Source organism: Micromonospora sp. NBC_01655 (assembly GCF_026339755.1).
In the GTDB taxonomy this organism is placed as follows: domain Bacteria; phylum Actinomycetota; class Actinomycetes; order Mycobacteriales; family Micromonosporaceae; genus Micromonospora.
Genome location: NZ_JAPEQF010000001.1, coordinates 4,566,020 through 4,582,896 on the forward strand (window position 1 = coordinate 4,566,020; position 16,877 = coordinate 4,582,896).

15 protein-coding genes are annotated in these 16,877 nt (G+C 72.5%); 11 read left to right on the forward strand and 4 right to left on the reverse strand.

The window, feature by feature from the left end; translation table 11 throughout:
* Positions 1–13: 13 nt before the first annotated feature.
* Both OOK41_RS20745 and OOK41_RS20750 read right to left on the reverse strand, forming a co-directional pair.
* Positions 14–499, reverse strand: a complete 486-nt coding sequence (locus OOK41_RS20745) for a hypothetical protein (RefSeq protein ID WP_266266390.1) — start codon at positions 497–499, stop codon at positions 14–16.
* Positions 492–1,775, reverse strand: coding sequence for a molybdopterin-dependent oxidoreductase (locus tag OOK41_RS20750; RefSeq protein ID WP_266267916.1), 1,284 nt, complete (start codon positions 1,773–1,775; stop codon positions 492–494). The genes OOK41_RS20745 and OOK41_RS20750 overlap by 8 nt, the downstream gene beginning before the upstream one ends.
* A 493-nt stretch (positions 1,776–2,268) precedes the next feature.
* Between OOK41_RS20750 and OOK41_RS20755 the strand changes: the two genes are divergently transcribed.
* The 11 genes from OOK41_RS20755 (at position 2,269) to OOK41_RS20805 (ending at position 15,160) form a co-directional block, all read left to right on the forward strand.
* Positions 2,269–2,754 carry a hypothetical protein gene (locus OOK41_RS20755; protein WP_207892664.1) on the forward strand — a complete coding sequence of 162 codons (486 nt, stop codon included), beginning with the start codon at positions 2,269–2,271 and terminating at the stop codon, positions 2,752–2,754.
* Positions 2,755–3,039: 285 nt separating this feature from the next.
* Positions 3,040–4,041 carry a LacI family DNA-binding transcriptional regulator gene (locus OOK41_RS20760; RefSeq protein ID WP_117667761.1) on the forward strand — a complete coding sequence of 334 codons (1,002 nt, stop codon included), beginning with the start codon at positions 3,040–3,042 and terminating at the stop codon, positions 4,039–4,041.
* Positions 4,042–4,181: 140 nt separating this feature from the next.
* Positions 4,182–5,864, forward strand: coding sequence for an ABC transporter substrate-binding protein (locus OOK41_RS20765; RefSeq protein ID WP_266266391.1), 1,683 nt, complete (start codon positions 4,182–4,184; stop codon positions 5,862–5,864).
* Between the two features lie 88 nt (positions 5,865–5,952).
* Positions 5,953–7,047 carry an ABC transporter ATP-binding protein gene (locus tag OOK41_RS20770; RefSeq protein ID WP_266266392.1) on the forward strand — a complete coding sequence of 365 codons (1,095 nt, stop codon included), beginning with the start codon at positions 5,953–5,955 and terminating at the stop codon, positions 7,045–7,047.
* Positions 7,044–8,024, forward strand: coding sequence for an ABC transporter permease (locus OOK41_RS20775; RefSeq protein ID WP_266266393.1), 981 nt, complete (start codon positions 7,044–7,046; stop codon positions 8,022–8,024). The genes OOK41_RS20770 and OOK41_RS20775 overlap by 4 nt, the downstream gene beginning before the upstream one ends.
* 3 nt (positions 8,025–8,027) lie before the next feature.
* Positions 8,028–9,065 carry an ABC transporter permease gene (locus OOK41_RS20780; protein ID WP_266266394.1) on the forward strand — a complete coding sequence of 346 codons (1,038 nt, stop codon included), beginning with the start codon at positions 8,028–8,030 and terminating at the stop codon, positions 9,063–9,065.
* Entirely contained in the window at positions 9,062–10,066 is a 1,005-nt protein-coding gene (locus OOK41_RS20785) for an ABC transporter ATP-binding protein (protein WP_266266395.1), read from the forward strand. Before OOK41_RS20780 ends, OOK41_RS20785 begins: the two co-directional genes overlap by 4 nt.
* Positions 10,067–10,152: 86 nt before the next feature.
* Positions 10,153–11,556 carry a GH1 family beta-glucosidase gene (locus OOK41_RS20790; RefSeq protein ID WP_266266396.1) on the forward strand — a complete coding sequence of 468 codons (1,404 nt, stop codon included), beginning with the start codon at positions 10,153–10,155 and terminating at the stop codon, positions 11,554–11,556.
* A gap of 55 nt (positions 11,557–11,611) precedes the next feature.
* Positions 11,612–12,592, forward strand: a complete 981-nt coding sequence (locus OOK41_RS20795) for a DUF2804 domain-containing protein (RefSeq protein ID WP_117667465.1) — start codon at positions 11,612–11,614, stop codon at positions 12,590–12,592.
* A gap of 308 nt (positions 12,593–12,900) precedes the next feature.
* Positions 12,901–14,808: a ricin-type beta-trefoil lectin domain protein gene (locus OOK41_RS20800; protein ID WP_323136196.1), complete on the forward strand. Its 1,908-nt coding sequence runs from the start codon at positions 12,901–12,903 to the stop codon at positions 14,806–14,808.
* A 163-nt stretch (positions 14,809–14,971) separates the two neighbouring features.
* Positions 14,972–15,160, forward strand: a complete 189-nt coding sequence (locus OOK41_RS20805) for a hypothetical protein (protein WP_266268068.1) — start codon at positions 14,972–14,974, stop codon at positions 15,158–15,160.
* Positions 15,161–15,306: 146 nt separating this feature from the next.
* On the opposite strand, the gene OOK41_RS20810 is transcribed toward OOK41_RS20805, so the two are convergent.
* Together OOK41_RS20810 and OOK41_RS20815 are read right to left on the reverse strand one after the other, a co-directional pair.
* Positions 15,307–15,888 (reverse strand): dihydrofolate reductase family protein, encoded by a 582-nt coding sequence (locus OOK41_RS20810; protein WP_266266397.1) that lies wholly within the window; start codon positions 15,886–15,888, stop codon positions 15,307–15,309.
* A gap of 66 nt (positions 15,889–15,954) precedes the next feature.
* On the reverse strand, positions 15,955–16,794 hold the full coding sequence (locus OOK41_RS20815) for a helix-turn-helix domain-containing protein (RefSeq protein WP_266266398.1): 840 nt from the start codon (positions 16,792–16,794) through the stop codon (positions 15,955–15,957).
* Positions 16,795–16,877: the final 83 nt, after the last annotated feature.

Here is a 16,877-nt window from a genome sequence, read left to right on the forward strand (position 1 = left end):
GGCGGGATGCGGTCTAGGGCGACCGGCGCGGGCGCCTGCTGATCCGGATGGCGTACCAGACGGCGCTGACCAGGAACAGGGCGGCGGTGATGGCGAGCCAACGGCTGAGGTAGGGCTGCCGATGCTGGCCGGTGGCGGCGAGGTACGTGGATCCGCCCTGCCCGAGGATGCTGGGCAGGTACACCAGGAACAACAGCCCCCCGGCGAGGGCGGGAAGTCGGATGTGGTTCAGCGCCGACACCCGCGCCCCCGATCCGGGGTGCGCGTCGACGCCCAGCAGCCGGCGCAGGGCCGCGTCGGCCGTGGCGTAGACCGGGAAGAGGAGCAGGTCGTGGACGACGGCCGCGCCGACGAACCAGAGCAGCATCCGCTCGGCCCGGGGTTCCCCGACGAGCCGCAGCACGATCCATCCGGTCACCGCGAAGCAGGCCACCATGAGGACCAGATGCCGCAGCCCGGTGCCGTACCAGGCCCGGAACCCGCCGGTCGACTCACGCATTCCGGGCCCGGAACTCGATGGAGTTCACCCACTTGGTGCAGTGCACGCCGGGCAGGGCGGGCACGATGACCCGGGCGGGGTAGCCGTGGTCGAGGGAGAGGTCCGCGCCGTTCACCCGCAGGGCCAGCAGCGCGTCGGGATCCAGGATCTGGTGGGACGCCAGCACGGCCTGGTTGAACAGGCCGGCCCGCTCCAGGGAACGGACCGTCGCCGAGACGGGGGCGGGCACGCCCGCGAGGGCGGCGAGGTCGCGCAGCCGCACGCCGGTCCAGGTCTGCCGGGTCGACCAGCCCTCGACGCAGGCGATGGGCAGCTCCGCGGTGTGCTGCGGAAGGCTGAGCAGTTGGTCCCGGTCCAGGGTGGCGGTGCGTTGGCCGCCGCGTAACGCCAGCCGCCACTGCCGGCCGGTGTCGGCTTCGCCGACGCCCGCTGCCGCCGCAGCCCGGTTCACGGGAAAGCCGTTCGGTCCGCCGCCCGGCGCTCGGCCGCGGGGCAGCAGCAGCGCGGTGCGGCGCAGCGGATCCAGGCTCTGGCCCACCGTCAACGCGCCCAGCAGCAGGGACAACCCGCCGACCAGGGCCAGGGCACCCCGCCGGGTCACCGTAGCGGGCCCGGGGCGGGCGGCGACCAGGCCGTCGGGGTCGGCCGGCTCGGCCCGGGTCGCGGCGCGGGCGGCCCGCAGCTCGCCCCGGGGGGACCGGGAACGCAGCGCGGACACCAGCCGGGGCAGCTTCAGCACGACGTGGACGACGAACGCGGCGGTGAACACCCACGCCCCGAAGTAGTGCGCGGTGTAGAAGTCGAAGCCGAACAGGTACGCGTACTGGATGTTGAGCAGCCCGGTGGCGATCTGGAACAGGATTCCGCCGACCAGCAGCAGCAGGGACAGCCGTTCGAGCACCTGAGCCAGGGAGCGCGCCGGCGGCCAGTCGAACAGTTTCGGGGTCACCGACCACAGCTTGGCCAGCACGACCGGCACCAGGACGATGCCGAGCGTCACGTGCAGCCCCTGGGTGAGTCGGAACAACCAGGCGGGCCGGGTCGGCCAGTCGAAGGGCGGCAGCCGGAGCCAGCCGACGTCGCTGGGCAGGGCCTGACCGAACTGGGGGCCGTAGGCGGCGTAGTCGAGCAGGCCGGTGACGATCACCAGGGGCAGGCTGACCAGCAGCGCCAGCCCGTACACCGACGTCAGCCAGGGGCCGCGCAGCGGGCTGCGCCACCGACGGTCGAGCCCGGCGATCCCGGGTGGCGGGTGCCGGTCCAGGACGCGCCACAGCCGACGCGGGAACGCCGACGGAGTGCCGCCCGTCCCGGGCGACGTACCCGGCGGGTCGCTGCCGGGCGGCCCGCCCGCGCCATCGTCCGGGAGCGAGGCCGGATTGCTGCCAGCTATGGCCGTTCCTCCGTTCCGCACTGCTGCGGCCGGCACCGTCGGCAGCCCGCTACCGGGCCGGCCGGCGGTCCGCCCGCCCCGGATCCGGACGGGGGCAGTGTCGGACACCTGTCGGCGAGCGTTGCCGCACGGAGGGCTTAACGGACGAGGCGCGCGGTGGACGCGGCGGCAGGCGCGCCGGCCAACTCGATCTCCGTGGCGACCCCGCGGTGCCGCACGGCCGTCCGGGCGGGGCCCGCCGCGCGCGTGGTGGGCGGTGGTGTGTCGGGAAACCGTCGCGGTTCCCATTGCCCGGATCGACCAGTATAAGAGCATGGTGTGGCTGGAACGCGACGACCGCGTAGGGGACGACACGGCGGGCGTCAGGGTTCGGGACGTGGTTCGCGACGTCGTCACGGAGGTCGCCCCGTCCGAGTTGCCGGTCGTGGCGGGGTTGGCGACCTTCGACGACGCCGTGGTGGTGCGGCGGCTGGGCCGGCGGTCCCGGCGGCGCGAGCCGCTGGGGTTCGGTCTGGGCGAGATCGTGCCGCTGGTGACCGCGGTGGTGTGGCTGGTGCTGGACCAGGTCGCACAGCAGGCGGCGGGCTCCGTGGCGGACCGGGCGGGCACCGGCGTGCGTGCCCTCTGGCGCAGGCTGTTCCGCCGCCGGTCCCCGGCCGCGGTCGTCCCCGCGCTGACCCAGGCGCAGCTCGCCAGTGTGCACCAACAGGTGATCGAGGTGGGCGTGCGGCAGGGCCTGGAGCGGGAGCGGGCAGAGGCAGTCGCCGACGCGGTGCTGGCCAGGCTGGTGCTGGCGGCCCCGGAGCACGGGGAACAGGGGCAGCTCGGTCCCGGCGACGCAGCCGGCGGCGACCAGGGGTGACGACGATGCCCGGCGTCCGCCACCTCATTTGACGGCGGCGGGGGCCCGAGCGCAGGGCGCCCGCCCGAAGTAGGCCGGGACGGGCGCCGGCGACAGCGGGGACATCCGATCGGAAGGGGCGGGCGGACATCGACCGAACGCTTCTTTAACCTCTTGAAATTAGCCATGTTTCGTTACCTGGCCGTTATTGACGTGGCCCGCGTCACTCCGGTTGACTTCGACCGGAACCGCTTCCGCAACCGGTTCCGCAACACTCCCTCAATCCCTGCGACCCGGGAGCGTCACGTGCCGATCACCATCGCCGACGTCGCGACCCGGGCGGGGGTGAGCAAGACGACCGTCTCCCGGGTCCTCAACGGCAAGGGCGAACTCGGTCAGGCCACGGCGGCCCGGGTCCGCGCCGTGATCAAGGAGATGGGCTACGTGCCCAGCGCCCGCGCCGTCGGCCTGGCCCGGGGCCGGGCCCGGGTGGTCGGCATGCTGGTCCCCTCGCTCACCTGGCCGTGGATGGGCGAGGTGCTCCAGGGTGCCGTCGACGTGGTGGAGAGCGAGGGCTACGGCCTGCTGCTGTTCACCTGCAACCGGGGGGACGAGTCGATGCGGCGGTTCGCCTCCCAGGTCTCCGCGAAGTCCTTCGACGGCCTGCTGGTGGTCGAGCCGGAGGGCACCCTGGACTACATCACCGCGCTGCACGACCGAGGGCTGCCGGTGATCCTGATCGACGACCGGGGGCACCAGCCGCAGTTCCCCTCCGTCCGGACCACGAACCGGGCCGGCGCCCGGGCCGCGGCCGAGCACCTGCTCGCCCTCGGCCGGCACCGCCCCCTGGTCGTCACCGGCCTGCACCGGTTCGGCTGCACCAGCGAGCGACTGGCCGGCTTCGCCGAGGGCTACGCCCAGGCCGGCCTGCCGCTGGACCCGCGACTGGTGGTCGAGGGCGACTTCACCCTCGACTGCGGGCGGGCGGCGGCGCAGCGGCTGCTGGCGGCCGGGACGCCCTTCGACGCCGTCTTCGCCCACAACGACCTGTCCGCCGCCGGGGCACTCCAGGCGCTGCGCGCCGCCGGCCGCCACGTTCCCGAGGACGTGGCGGTCGTCGGCTTCGACGACCTGCCCCTGGCGGCGCACACCCACCCGCCACTGACCTCCGTGCACCAGCCGTTGCGCCAGATGGGCGAGGCCGCCGCCCACGCCCTCATCGCCCACTTCGACGGCACCCCGCTGCCCGACGCACCGACCGTCATACCCACGACGTTCACCGTCCGCGGCTCGACCACCGGGACCTGAGCCGGCCGCACCACCCGCAACCCCAGAGAAAACACCCTCCACGCCACCTGTCGGGGCTTCGAACCGACCGGGCGCGACAGCGCACACCCGTCCCCACCACCGACCCCGCTTCCCCGCCGGGAGCACCGAGGGAGACCATCATGAGAAGACGCCAGTTCGTCGCCGTCGCGCTGGCCGGCGCGATCGCCGCCACCGGCACCGCGTGCAGCGAGACCGCGAACACCCGGGCCCGGGACAAGGGCGGCAGCGGCGCGACCGTGCTCAACGTCGGCATGCCGAACGGCCCGCAGACGGAGAACCACAACCCGTTCCTGACCACCTCGTCGGCGGCGTCGCTGGGCTACCGGTGGCAGATCTACGAGCCGCTGATGATGTGGAACCCGGTAAAGCCCGCCGAGCCGTTCAAGCCGTGGCTGGCCACGAAGGCCGAGTGGACGGCGGACTACCGCTCGGTCACCGTCACCGTCCGGGACAACGCCACCTGGTCCGACGGAAAGCCGGTCACCGCCGCCGACGTGGCGTTCACCTACAACCTGCTCAAGGCCAACGAGGCGCTCAACATCGCGGCCACCCCGTACACCTCGGTCACCACCGCCGGCAACCAGGTGACCCTCGGCTTCGCCTCGCCGCAGTTCGTCAACCAGCAGAAGATCATCGCCCAGGTGCCGATCGTGCCGCAGCACATCTGGTCGGCGATCAAGGACCCGGGCACCAACGTCAACAAGAACCCGGTGGGCAGCGGCGCCTACACCCTCACGTCGTTCACCCCGCAGACCACCACCCTGGCCGTGCGCACCAGCGGCTACTGGCAGGAGCTGCCTAAGGTCAAGGAGCTGCGCTACACCTCGTTCACCGACAACAACGCGCAGACCACCGCGCTGGCCAACGGCGAGTCGGAGTGGAGCTTCGTCTTCATCCCCAACGTCAAGACGGTGTTCGTCGGCAAGGACCCGGCCAACCACAAGGTGTGGGCGCCGGCGGTGCTCGGCATCCACGGCCTGTACATCAACACCGCCCGCAAGCCGTTCGACAACCCCGCCCTGCGCCGAGCGATGAACATGGTGGTCAACCGGGAGGACATCTTCCAGCAGGCCTCGGCCGGGTACTTCCACCCGGTGGTGACCAGCGTGACCGGGCTGCCAAGCCCGGCCGGCGACGCCTACGTCGCCCCGGAGTTCAAGCGCCAGCAGCAGCGGGTCGACGTCGACGGCGCGAAGAAGGTGCTCACCGAGGCGGGCTTCCGGTACGCCGGCGACAAGCTGGTCGACCCGAGCGGCAAGCCGGTCACCCTCACCTTGACCGACCCGTCCGGCTGGTCGGACTACCAGACGAGCCTGGAGATCGTGAAGGACAACCTGTCCACGATCGGCATCACCGCCACGGTGGACAAGGCCAACCAGGACGCCTGGTTCCGCAACGTCGAGGAGGGCCGATTCGACGCGACCTTCCGGTGGACCAACGGCGGCGCGACCCCGTACGACATCTACCAGACGGTGATGGACGGCCGGCTGCTCAAGCCGGTCGGCAAGGCCTCCCCCGCCGGCAACTTCGGCCGCTTCGACAACCCGCAGGCCACCGCCGCGCTCGCGGCGTACGCCAACGCCACCGACGACGCCGCCCGCACCGCGGCCCTGGCCACGCTCCAGAAGGTCTTCGTCGAGCAGGCCCCGATGATCCCGGTCGGCGCGGACAACGTCGGGGCCGCGTACAGCACGAAGAACTGGACCGGCTGGCCGGACGACGCCAACGCCTACGGCGCGGGGCAGCCGACCCAGCCCAACGCGGCGGACGTCGTGCAGCACCTGCGGCCCGCCGGATCCTGAGCCGGGCGCCGGTGGTCCGGGCGGTCCACCCCCGCCCGGACCACCGGCGGCCACGCCGCGACCACCCCTGAGCAGACAGGAACCCGGCATGACGACGCCCACCCCGTCGGCCCCGGCCGCCGGCGCGGAGGTGCTGGAGGCGATCGGCCTGACCAAGCACTTCCCCGTCCGCAGGCGGCTGCGCGGCCTGTTCTCCCGTACCCGAACGGCCGTGCACGCGGTCGACGACGTGCGGCTGACCCTGCACCGTGGCCGGGTCACCGCCCTGGTCGGCGAGTCGGGCTCCGGCAAGTCGACCGTCGCCCGGCTGCTCGCGCAGCTCTATCCGCGTACGGCGGGCACCATCGCGCTGCACGGCGAGCCGGTCACCGTGCGCGGCGGGCGGCCGTTCCGGGCGTACGCCCGGCGGGTCCAGCTGATCTTCCAGGACCCGTTCGCGTCGCTGAACCCGGTGCACACCGTGCGCTACCACCTGACCCGGGCACTGCGCGTGCACGGCAACGCCGGCCGCACCGACGCCGACCTCGACGCGGCGCTGCGGCGGCTGCTCGAACGGGTCCGGCTCACCCCGGCCGAGCGCTACCTGGACGCCTTCCCGCACGAGTTGTCCGGCGGGCAGCGGCAGCGGGTCGCCATCGCCCGCGCGCTCGGCGCCGACCCGGAGGTGCTGCTCGCCGACGAGCCGGTGTCCATGCTCGACGTGTCGATCCGGCTCGGCGTGCTCAACCTGCTGCACGAGCTCAAGGAGCGGTTCGACCTGGCGATCCTCTACATCACCCACGACATCGCCTCGGCCCGCTACTTCGCCGACGAGACGCTGGTGATGTACGCCGGCCGCCTGGTCGAGGGCGGGGACAGCGAGACGGTCACCCAGCGCCCGGCGCACCCGTACACCCGGCTGCTGATCGGCTCGGCGCCCGACCCGGACCGGATCACCGGCGACGGCGGAACGGACGTGGCCGAGCGCGGCGACGGCGAGCCGCCCAGCCTGATCCGGCCGCCCGCCGGCTGCCGGTTCCACCCGCGCTGCCCGGTGGCCATGCCGCGCTGCGCCGAGGAACTGCCCCCGAGGCTGACCGTCGGCGACCACGACGGGCACTGGACGGCCTGCTGGCTCTACCACCCCGACGTCACCGGGGCCGGCGCGGCGGCTGCGCCGGTGGGCGGGGAGGCCGGCCGGTGACCTTCCTGCTGCGGCGTCTCGCCTTCTACGTGTTCACCGCCTGGGCGGCGCTGACCATCAACTTCTTCATCCCCCGGATGATCCCCGGCGATCCGGTGAAGTCGCTGATCTCCCGCTTCCAGGGGCAGCTCAGCACCGACGCCCTCCACTCGCTGTACGTGCTGTTCGGCCTCGACTCCGACGACAGCCTGTGGGACCAGTACGTCGACTACTGGCGGCAACTCGCGCACGGCGACCTGGGGCTGTCGTTCACGGCGTTCCCGTCGCCGGTGTCGGAGGTCATCGGCGACGCGCTGCCCTGGACCCTCGCCCTGGTCGGCGTCACCACCGCGGTCAGCTTCCTCCTCGGCACCGGCCTCGGGGTGCTGGCCGGCTGGCGGCGCGGCTCCTGGGTGGACGGGCTGCTGCCGGTCACCACGTTCCTGTCCTCGGTGCCGTACTTCTGGTTGGGCCTGGTGGCGATCGCGGTGCTGGCCGGCCCGGGCAGCTTCTTCCCGTCCTCCGGCGGCTACGAGCCGGGCCTGGTCCCCGCCCTGGACACCATCTTCCTGGGCAGCGCGGTGCGGCACAGCCTGCTGCCCGCCGCCACCATCCTGATCTCCTCGATGGCCGGCTGGATCCTCAGCATGCGCAACATGATGGTCACCGTCGCCGCCGAGGACTACATCACGGTGGCGCACGCCAAGGGCCTGCCCGAGCGGCGGGTCGCGGTGAGCTACGCGGCGCGCAACGCGCTGCTGCCCAACGTCGCCGGATTCGCCCTGTCGCTCGGGCTGATCGTCGGCGGCACCCTGCTCGTGGAGATCGTCTTCTCCTACCCGGGGCTCGGGTTCCTGCTCTTCCGGGCCGTCAGCGCCAAGGACTACCCGCTGATGCAGGGCATCTTCCTGGTCATCACGCTCTCCGTGCTGGTGGCCAACCTGCTCGCCGACGTGGCGTACCTGTTCCTCGACCCGCGTACCCGCAAGGAGGGCTGAGCCGTGAGCATTCCCACCTCCAGCGTGGAGCAGGTCATCCCGGAGCAGGGCGCGATGGCCCAGCCCAGCGTCCGGCCGAGCCGCCGTCGTCGGTTGCGGTTCGTCAGCGGCGGCAAGGCCGCGACCGGGCTGGCCGTGGTCGCCGGGTACGTGCTGCTCGCGGTGATCGGCCCGTGGATCGCACCGTACGACCCGGACGCCCGCAGCGCCGACCTGCTCCAGCCGCCGTCGGCGGCGCACTGGTTCGGCACCACCCATCTCGGCCAGGACGTGTTCAGCCAGATCCTGGTCGGCACCCGCGGGGTGATGCTGGTCGGCCTGACCGCGGGCATGGTGGCCACCGCGCTGTCCGTCCTGGTCGGGGTGACCGCCGGCTACCTCGGCGGGCTCGCCGACGACGGCCTGTCCGCGCTGTCCAACGTGTTCCTGGTGATCCCGGCACTGCCGCTGATCATCATCGTCACGTCCACGGTCGCGGGGGCCGGCGACCTGGTCGTCGCCCTGGTCATCGGGCTGACGTCGTGGGCCTGGGGGGCCCGGGTGCTACGCGCCCAGACGCTGTCGCTGCGCCGGCGCGACTACGTGGAGGCCGCGCGGGCCACCGGCGAGCGCACCTGGCGGATCATCGGCTTCGAGATCCTGCCGAACCTCACCGCGATCATCGCCTCCGGCTTCGTCGGCACGGTGATCTTCGCGGTCATGTCGGAGATCACCCTGGCCTTCATCGGCATCTCGTCGGTCTCGTCGTGGAACTGGGGCACCATCCTGTTCTGGGCGCAGAGCCAGCAGGCCCTCGCGCAGGGCGCCTGGTGGTGGTTCGTGCCGGCCGGGCTGGCCATCGCGCTGCTCGGCACCGCCCTGGCACTGATCAACTTCGGCATCGACGAGTTCGTCAGCCCCCGCCTGCGCGGCGCCGGGCGGTCCCGGGCCCGCACCGCCGACGGGCGCACCGTGCGGATGCGGGTGGGCTTCACCCCGGTGCTGGCGCCCCGGCCGGCGTCGCCGGCCGGGTCCGGACAGCGAGAGGAGGCCGGGCGATGAGCGAACCGGTGCTGGAGATCCGTCGGCTCAGCGTCGACTACGGCCTCGGCGACTCGGCCGTGCGTGCCGTCCGCGACGTCGACCTCACCCTGCACCGGGGCGAGGTGCTCGGCCTGGCCGGGGAGAGCGGCAGCGGCAAGTCCACCCTGGCGTACGGGCTGACCCGGCTGCTCCCGCCGCCCGGGGTGATCAGCGGCGGCGAGGTGGTCTACCACCCGGTCGACGGCCCGCCGGTCGACGTGCTCACCCTGTCCCCCGCGCAGCTACGGGCGTTCCGCTGGGCGGAGACGTCGATCGTGTTCCAGGGCGCGATGAACTCCCTCAACCCGGTGCACAAGGTCTCCACGCAGCTCATGGACGTGATCAGGGCGCACCAGCCGGGGCTGGGCCGCCCGGCCCGGCTGGCCCGGGCCCGGGAACTGCTGCGGCTGGTCGGCATCTCCGCCGACCGGCTGGACAGCTACCCGCACCAGCTCTCCGGCGGCATGCGGCAGCGGGTGATGATCGGTATGGCGCTGGCGCTGGAGCCGCAGGTCGTCATCATGGACGAGCCGACCACCGCCCTGGACGTGGTGATGCAGCGGCAGATCCTCAGCCAGCTCGCCGAGCTGCGCGAACGGCTCGGCTTCGCGGTGCTGTTCATCACCCACGACCTGTCGCTGCTGGTGGAGTTCTCCGACCGCATCGCCATCATGTACGGCGGCCGGATCGTCGAGCAGGCCCCGGCCGCGCAGTTGTACGGCGCGGCGCTGCACCCGTACACCGACGGGCTGCTGCACTCCTTCCCCGCCCTGCGCGGGCCGCGCCGGGAGCTGACCGGCATTCCCGGCGCCCCGCCGGACCTACGCGCGATGCCCGACGGCTGCGCGTTCCACCCGCGCTGCCCCCGGGCGTTCGCCCCCTGCGACAGCCGGCTGCCGCGGCTCGGCCCGCCGGCCGACGCCCCCGACCGGGCGGTCGCCTGCTGGCTGCACCCGGCGCCCGAGGCGGCGACCCGCTGACCACCCGCCGGCCCGCACCGCCGGCCCGCACCGCCCCGCCCCGCGGCGGCATCCGCCACGTCGACCCCGCCCACCCGAGGAGCAGCATGGAGCCCACCGCCCGCCCATCGACGACGGCCGACCCGATCGACACCCTCCCGCCGGTGTTCCGCTGGGGGGTGGCCACCTCGTCGTACCAGATCGAGGGCGCGGTCGCCGAGGACGGCCGCACCCCGTCCATCTGGGACACCTTCTGCCGGGTGCCCGGCGCGGTGGCCGGCGGCGACAACGGCGACGTGGCCTGCGACCACTACCACCGGATGCCGCAGGACGTGGCCCTGATCGCGGACCTCGGCGTGGACACGTACCGGTTCTCGGTGGCCTGGCCCCGGGTGCAGCCGGGCGGGCGCGGCCCGGCCAACCCGGCGGGCCTGGCCTTCTACGACCGGCTGGTCGACGAACTGCTCGGCCGGGGTGTCGACCCGTGGGTCACGCTCTACCACTGGGACCTGCCGCAGGAGCTGGAGGACGCCGGCGGCTGGCCGGAGCGGGACACCGCCTACCGGTTCGCCGACTACGCGATGCTGGTCTTCGACGCCCTCGGCGACCGGGTGCCGACGTGGACCACGCTCAACGAGCCGTGGTGCTCGGCGATGCTCGGCTACGCGTACGGCGAGCACGCCCCGGGCCGCCGCGACCTCGGCGACGCCATCGCGGCGGCGCACCACCTGCTGCTCGGCCACGGGCTGGCGACCCGGCGGATCCGGGCGGCGGCCACCGGGCCGGTCGAGGTGGGCATCACGCTGAACCTGGGCACCGCCGACCCGGCGACCGACAGCGCCGCCGACCACGACGCCGCCCGGGCCGCCGACGGGCTGGGCGCGCGGCTCTACCTGGACCCGCTCGTGCACGGCCGGTACCCGGCCGACGTGCTGGCCGACCTGGCGGCCGACGGGGTGACGGTTCCGGTGCGCGACGACGACCTGACGGTGATCGCCGCCCCGCTCGACGTGCTCGGGGTCAACTACTACTTCGGGCAGCTCTTCTCCGGGGTGGACGCCGACGGCCGGGACCGGGACGCCGCCGGCCGGCCGGTGCGCCGGGCGGTCCCCCGGGGCCGGCCGCGCACGGCGATGGACTGGGAGATCGTCCCGGAGTGCTTCACCGACCTGCTGCTGCGGATCAGCCGCGACTACCCCGGGCTGCCGATGGTCATCACCGAGAACGGCGCGGCGTTCGACGACCGCCCGGACGCGCGCGGCTTCGTCGCCGACGACGACCGGGTGGACTACCTCGCCGAGCACCTGCGCGCGGTGGCCCGGGCCCGGCAGGCCGGCGCGGACGTGCGCGGCTACTTCGCCTGGTCGCTGCTCGACAACTTCGAGTGGGCGTACGGCTACGACAAGCGGTTCGGCATCGTCCGGGTCGACTACGACACCCAGGAACGCGTCCCGAAGCGCAGCGCGCTGTGGTTCCGCGACACCGTCCGGCGGGTGCGCGGGCGGGGCTGAGCGCCCGGGCGGCCGGCCCGAGGGGCCGCCTGCGCCGGCCGGTAGCCTGCCCGCCATGACGCACGAGCGCGAGATCACCTCCCCCGTCGATCTCTGCCTGCCCGACGGTCGGCTCAACCCGGCGGCCGTCGGCTGGACCCGCCGGCCCCTGCACCGGGCGAACCTGCGGGGCTGGGGCCGGACCAAGCGCTGGGAGTACTGGGGTGTCGTCACCCCCGCCCACATCGTCGGGATCGTCGTGTCGTCGCTGGACTACGCCGGGGTGCACAGCCTCTACGTGCTCGACCGCGCCAGCGGCGTCGAACACGACACGGAGGCGGTGGTGCCGCTGGCCCGCGGCGCCGTGCTGCCCGAGCGCAGCGGCGCGGGCCGGGTCGCCGCCCGGGGCGGAGGGCTGACCGTCGCGATCGACCAGGGCCCCGACGGCACCACGCTGCGGGCCGCCGCCGGGGACGTCGAGGTCGACCTGACCGTGCCGCTGCCCGCCGGCCACGAGTCCCTCGGCGTGGTCGTGCCGTGGGGCACCCGCCGCTTCCAGTACACCGTCAAGGACGTCGGCCGGCCGGTGCACGGCCGGCTCCGGGTCGGCGACGCGTGGCACGACGTGCGGGCCGGGGACTCGTTCGCCGTGCTCGACCACGGGCGCGGCCGGTGGCCGTACTCGATCACCTGGAACTGGGCGGCGGGCAGCGGCCCCGGCCGGTCGATCCAGCTCGGCGGGAAGTGGACCGACGGCACCGGTAGCACCGAGAACGGCCTGTTCGTCGACGGTCGGCTGCACAAGATCGGCGACGAGCTGCGCTGGGACTACGACCGGTCCGACTGGCTGCGGCCGTGGCAGATCACCGGCGAACGGGTCGACGTGGCGTTCCACCCGTTCCACGAGCGGGTCGCCCGGACCAACCTCGCGGTGCTGGCCAACGAGACGCACCAGTGTTTCGGGCACTTCACCGGCTGGGCGGCCACCGCCGACGGCGAGCGGGTCGACCTCGACGGCCTGGTCGGCTGGGCCGAGGAGGCCCGCAACCGCTGGTAGCCGCCGACGGGCCGGCATCGGGCCGCCGGCGCACCGGGATGCCGGCGTGCGCTCCGGCCCCGGCTCGCCCCCGCACGGCCACGATCCGCCCCAGGTCTTTTTACATTGCTTGACTTAAGTGTTGCGACAGTGTTTGCTCAGTCACAACCGTCGATTCCTTGCCGGGCAGGGCCGGGCGACGGCAACCCCGGCAATGGTCGCGGCCCGCTGGCCGCGCGCCGCTTGCCCCGTCCCCGGTGCCGGCGGACCGTCCACGCCCCCGCACGGGGTGCACCGCCGGGCACCGCGCCCGTCGAAGGGAGCACTTCGTGTCCCCCACCCCACCCACCCCCCGCCGCTCGCCGGCCCGCGCGACGCGGGCCGGCGCCCTCGCGCTCTGCCTGACCGCCAGCGTCCTGACCCTCGCGCCCCCGGCCGCCCAGGCCGCCGGGGAGAGCGTGAACGTCTGGCTCACCACGACCTCCGACGGCGGCGGTCGCACCGTCACCCGCGGGCTGCAACAGCAGGCCGCGGTGAGCTTCGCGGCGTCCAGCGGCGGGGCCACGCACACCATCACCGTCGACGAGAACAGCCGCTACCAGCCGTTCGAGGGCGCCGGCGCGTCCATCACGGACACCACCGCGTACCTGCTGCGCGGCGGCCCGGTCAGCGCGGCCACCCGCGACGAGGTGATGCGCAAGCTGTTCAGCCCCACCGACGGCATCGGGCTGTCCTTCGTCCGCAACCCGATCGGGGCTTCCGACCTGTCCCGCCCGGGCCACGTATCCCTCGACGACACCTGCTGCGACCTGGGCGACTTCGGCAGCAACGGCTACGACACCAACGTCGAGCTGCTGACCGCCCAGGCCCGGCAGCTCAACCCCGCCCTGCGGGTCAAGGTCGTGCCGTGGAGCGCGCCCGGCTGGATGAAGGACAACGGTCGGATGGACCAGATGGGCTGGCTGAAGTCCCAGTACTACGGCACCTACGCCCAGTACTTCGTCAAGACCATCCAGGCGTACGCGGCGCGCGGCGTGAACGTGGACTACCTCTCGGTGCAGAACGAGCCGAACTGCTGCCAGTCGGGCAACCCGACGGCGATGGACTACCCCGGGATGAGCTGGAACTCCTCCGGGCTGGCCGAGCTGACCAAGAACTTCGTCTACCCGGCGTTCCGGGCCGCCGGCATCACCACCAAGGTGCTGGTGCACGACTGGAACTACGGCGACTACGCCACCATGGGCTCCGGGGTACTCGGCGACGCCGCGGTGCGCAACGACCCGCTCTTCGGCGGGATCGCCTGGCACGGCTACTTCGGCGACCCGGCGGTCGGCAGCCAGGTGCAGGGCCAGTACCCGTCGGTGCCGCAGTTCAGCACCGAGCACTCCGGCGGCACCTGGATCTCCAACCAGCACAACGAGGACATAGCCGACATCGTCAACTACGCCCGGAACTGGAGCCGGAGCATCGTCAAGTGGAGCCTGGCGCTCAACCAGAACATGGGCCCGCACAACGGCGGCTGCGGCACCTGCACCGGCCTGATCACCGTGCAGGAGGGCGGCTCCCGCGCCGGCCAGGTCGACTACACGATCGAGTACTACACCACCGGGCACCTGACCAAGTTCGTCCGCCCCGGGGCGCAGCGGATCGCCTCCACCGCCAACGGCACGGTGCAGAACGTCGCGTACCGCAACTCCGACGGCACCAAGGCGCTGCTGGCCCACAACGGCGGCACGTCCGCCCAGTCGGTGAAGGTGGTCTGGGGCGGGCAGTCGTTCACCTACACCCTGCCGGCCCGGACCACCGCCACCTTCACCTGGTCGGGCACCCAGTCCGGCGGTGGCGGCGGGACGCCCACCGGGCCGATCACCGGCCTCGGCGGCAAGTGCCTGGACGTCACCGACAACAGCAGCACCGACGGCGCCGCGGCGCAGGTCTGGAGCTGCTTCGGCGCCGCGAACCAGACCTGGACCCGCGCCTCCGACGGCACGCTGCGGGCGCTCGGCAAGTGCCTCGACGTCTCCGGCGGCGGCACCGCCGACGGCACGAGGGTGCAGTTGTGGACCTGCAACGGCAGCGCCGCCCAGCAGTGGACGTGGACCTCGGGGCGGGACCTGGTGAACCCGCAGGCGAACAAGTGCCTTGACGTCATCGGCAACACCTCCGCCGACGGCACGAAGACGCAGATCTGGTCGTGCACCGGCGGTGCCAACCAGAAGTGGACCCTGCCGGCCTGACGGCCGAGGGCCGGCGGCACCCGGGGCAGGGTGCCGCCGGCCGCACCGGGCAGCGCGGGACGGGAAGCCCTGGCACGACCCACTCCGGGTGTCGGCCAGCGGACTCTTAGAGCCCACGCAGATTGGTCTTGGGCGAATACCCCGAGGCTGATCCACTCGTCACGTGGCTCTTGCAATCAACGGCCGCCTGAAGCACCTGCGCGGCTCCGCCCTCGGCTTCCGCAACCTCACCAACTACATTGCCCGATCCTACTCGAGACAGGCGGATTCAGACCCGACTACACCCTGCATTGGTGAAGATCCGCTCTTCCTGGGGGTCGGTCAAGATTCGACGGAAACCGGCAACCAGTGATCTTGAGTTGAACTTGCCGCAGGTGAGGTGCCGGGGCGGATCGACGTCGGCTGCCCGACCAGGGACAGCGATGTGCAAACGCAGCCGGAGGCCCGATCTTGTGGCACCGTTCGCAGGGGACTTCTTCGCGTACCCGCTCAGATCGGTCAACGGCGCACCCGATAGCGCAGGTGAAGCACCCGGTTGCCGTGAATCACCACGTCAGGATCCTCCAGCAGGTGCTGCGCGTGGACCGACCCGAAGTAGCGCTTGCCGGACCCGAACACCACGGGTACGACGTCCATGCGCACCTCGTCGACCAGACCCGCGGCAAGCACCTGGCCACCGACGTCGCCAGCGGCGACCTCGACCATGCGGTCACCCGCAAGCTCCTGCGCCTTGGCCACGGCTGCCTCGACGCCGTCGACGAAGTGAAACGGCGCCTCGGGGTCCCAGCCCTCGGGCTCCGGCCGGTGCGTCACGACGACCACGTGGTCGATCCCGCCCGGCGGCTTCCCGTCCCAGCCGTCCGTCAGGTCGAAGACGTGGCGGCCGACGACTGTCACCCCGATCTGGTCCCAGTACGGCCGGGTGTAATCGTAGGACGTCTGCGACACCTTCACCTCGCCGCTCTCGTCCAACGGGACGTCACCGCTGGACAACCAGTCGAACAGAGGTCCGGGCTGGTCATTCTCGTCCGCGACGAAGCCATCCACCGACACCGAGCTGTACATGACCACCTTGCCCACGGGGCTCTCCTCTGCCTTGGGATGCCCCCAAATTAGCGTGTCGTGAGCTGTCGCTCTTGTAAGAAATCAATCGGCCGGCAGCGGCCAACTGTCCAGCACGTGGCCGGGATGTTCGCGCAGGAACCGCCGCCGGACTTCGACGTATCGAGTCGGCGTGAGCCCGGTGAACGCCCGGAACTCGTGGCCGAAGTGGGCCTGGTCGAAGTAGCCTGCGCCACCGGCGAGGTCGCCCCAGTCGATCGGCCCGGCGGGGTTGATCGCGAACACGGTGGCGGCGAAGCGGTAGGTGCGGGCCAGCCGCTTCGGCGTGACGCCGATGTGCTCCTTGAACCGCTGTGCCAGATGGGTGCTGCTGACACCGGCTGCCACGCTCAGGTCGCCAATCGCCACCGCCCCGCTGGTCGCCGCGATGACGCTGCTCGTATGGCGGACCAGCCCCAGGCCGGCGGTCTCGCACAGCCGTCGCATCAGCTCCTCCTCGAGCAGCGTCAGCATCTCGTGCGGTCCGTCCGCCGTGGCCAGCCGGTCTCGCAGCTCAGCAATGGCGGGCCGGCCCCAAACCTGCTCTACCGTCACCGGCCGGTCACACAGCTCGGCCGCAGGCATCGGCAGGAACGGCGCCAGCCCCCACGGCTTGAAGTGCACGCCGACGGACCGGGTCCGGCGTGGGTAGCCGAACTCCAACGCGCGGGTGGGCATGGTGACCACGCAGCCGTCGGCGTACTCGGTCGTCTCGATGTCGGTGCCGGCGCGGATGCGGAACGGCGCCCCGAGGTTGACGATGAGCAACGCCGACGGCATCGGCGGCAGCGTCAGCCGGGCGTACGGCGGCGCACCCTCCAGGTAGTAAAGGTCGTCGATCAGCCCGTCCAGCGGCGGTCGCGGCACTCTGGACACGTACTCCACGCCCACAGCATCGCAGACGCCATCAGCGTCACCGAAGACACTTTGCATTGTGAAGAGCCCAAAGGTCGATGAACTCGTCGATG

Bases quoted from the DNA above. Each gene is read 5' to 3' on its own strand.
- OOK41_RS20795 (WP_117667465.1), top strand. From the start codon at position 11,612: ATGACGCACGAGCGCGAGATCACCTCCCCCGTCGATCTCTGCCTGCCC.
- OOK41_RS20745 (WP_266266390.1), bottom strand. From the start codon at position 499: ATGCGTGAGTCGACCGGCGGGTTCCGGGCCTGGTACGGCACCGGGCTG.
- OOK41_RS20765 (WP_266266391.1), top strand. From the start codon at position 4,182: ATGAGAAGACGCCAGTTCGTCGCCGTCGCGCTGGCCGGCGCGATCGCC.
- OOK41_RS20785 (WP_266266395.1), top strand. From the start codon at position 9,062: ATGAGCGAACCGGTGCTGGAGATCCGTCGGCTCAGCGTCGACTACGGC.
- OOK41_RS20790 (WP_266266396.1), top strand. From the start codon at position 10,153: ATGGAGCCCACCGCCCGCCCATCGACGACGGCCGACCCGATCGACACC.
- OOK41_RS20770 (WP_266266392.1), top strand. From the start codon at position 5,953: ATGACGACGCCCACCCCGTCGGCCCCGGCCGCCGGCGCGGAGGTGCTG.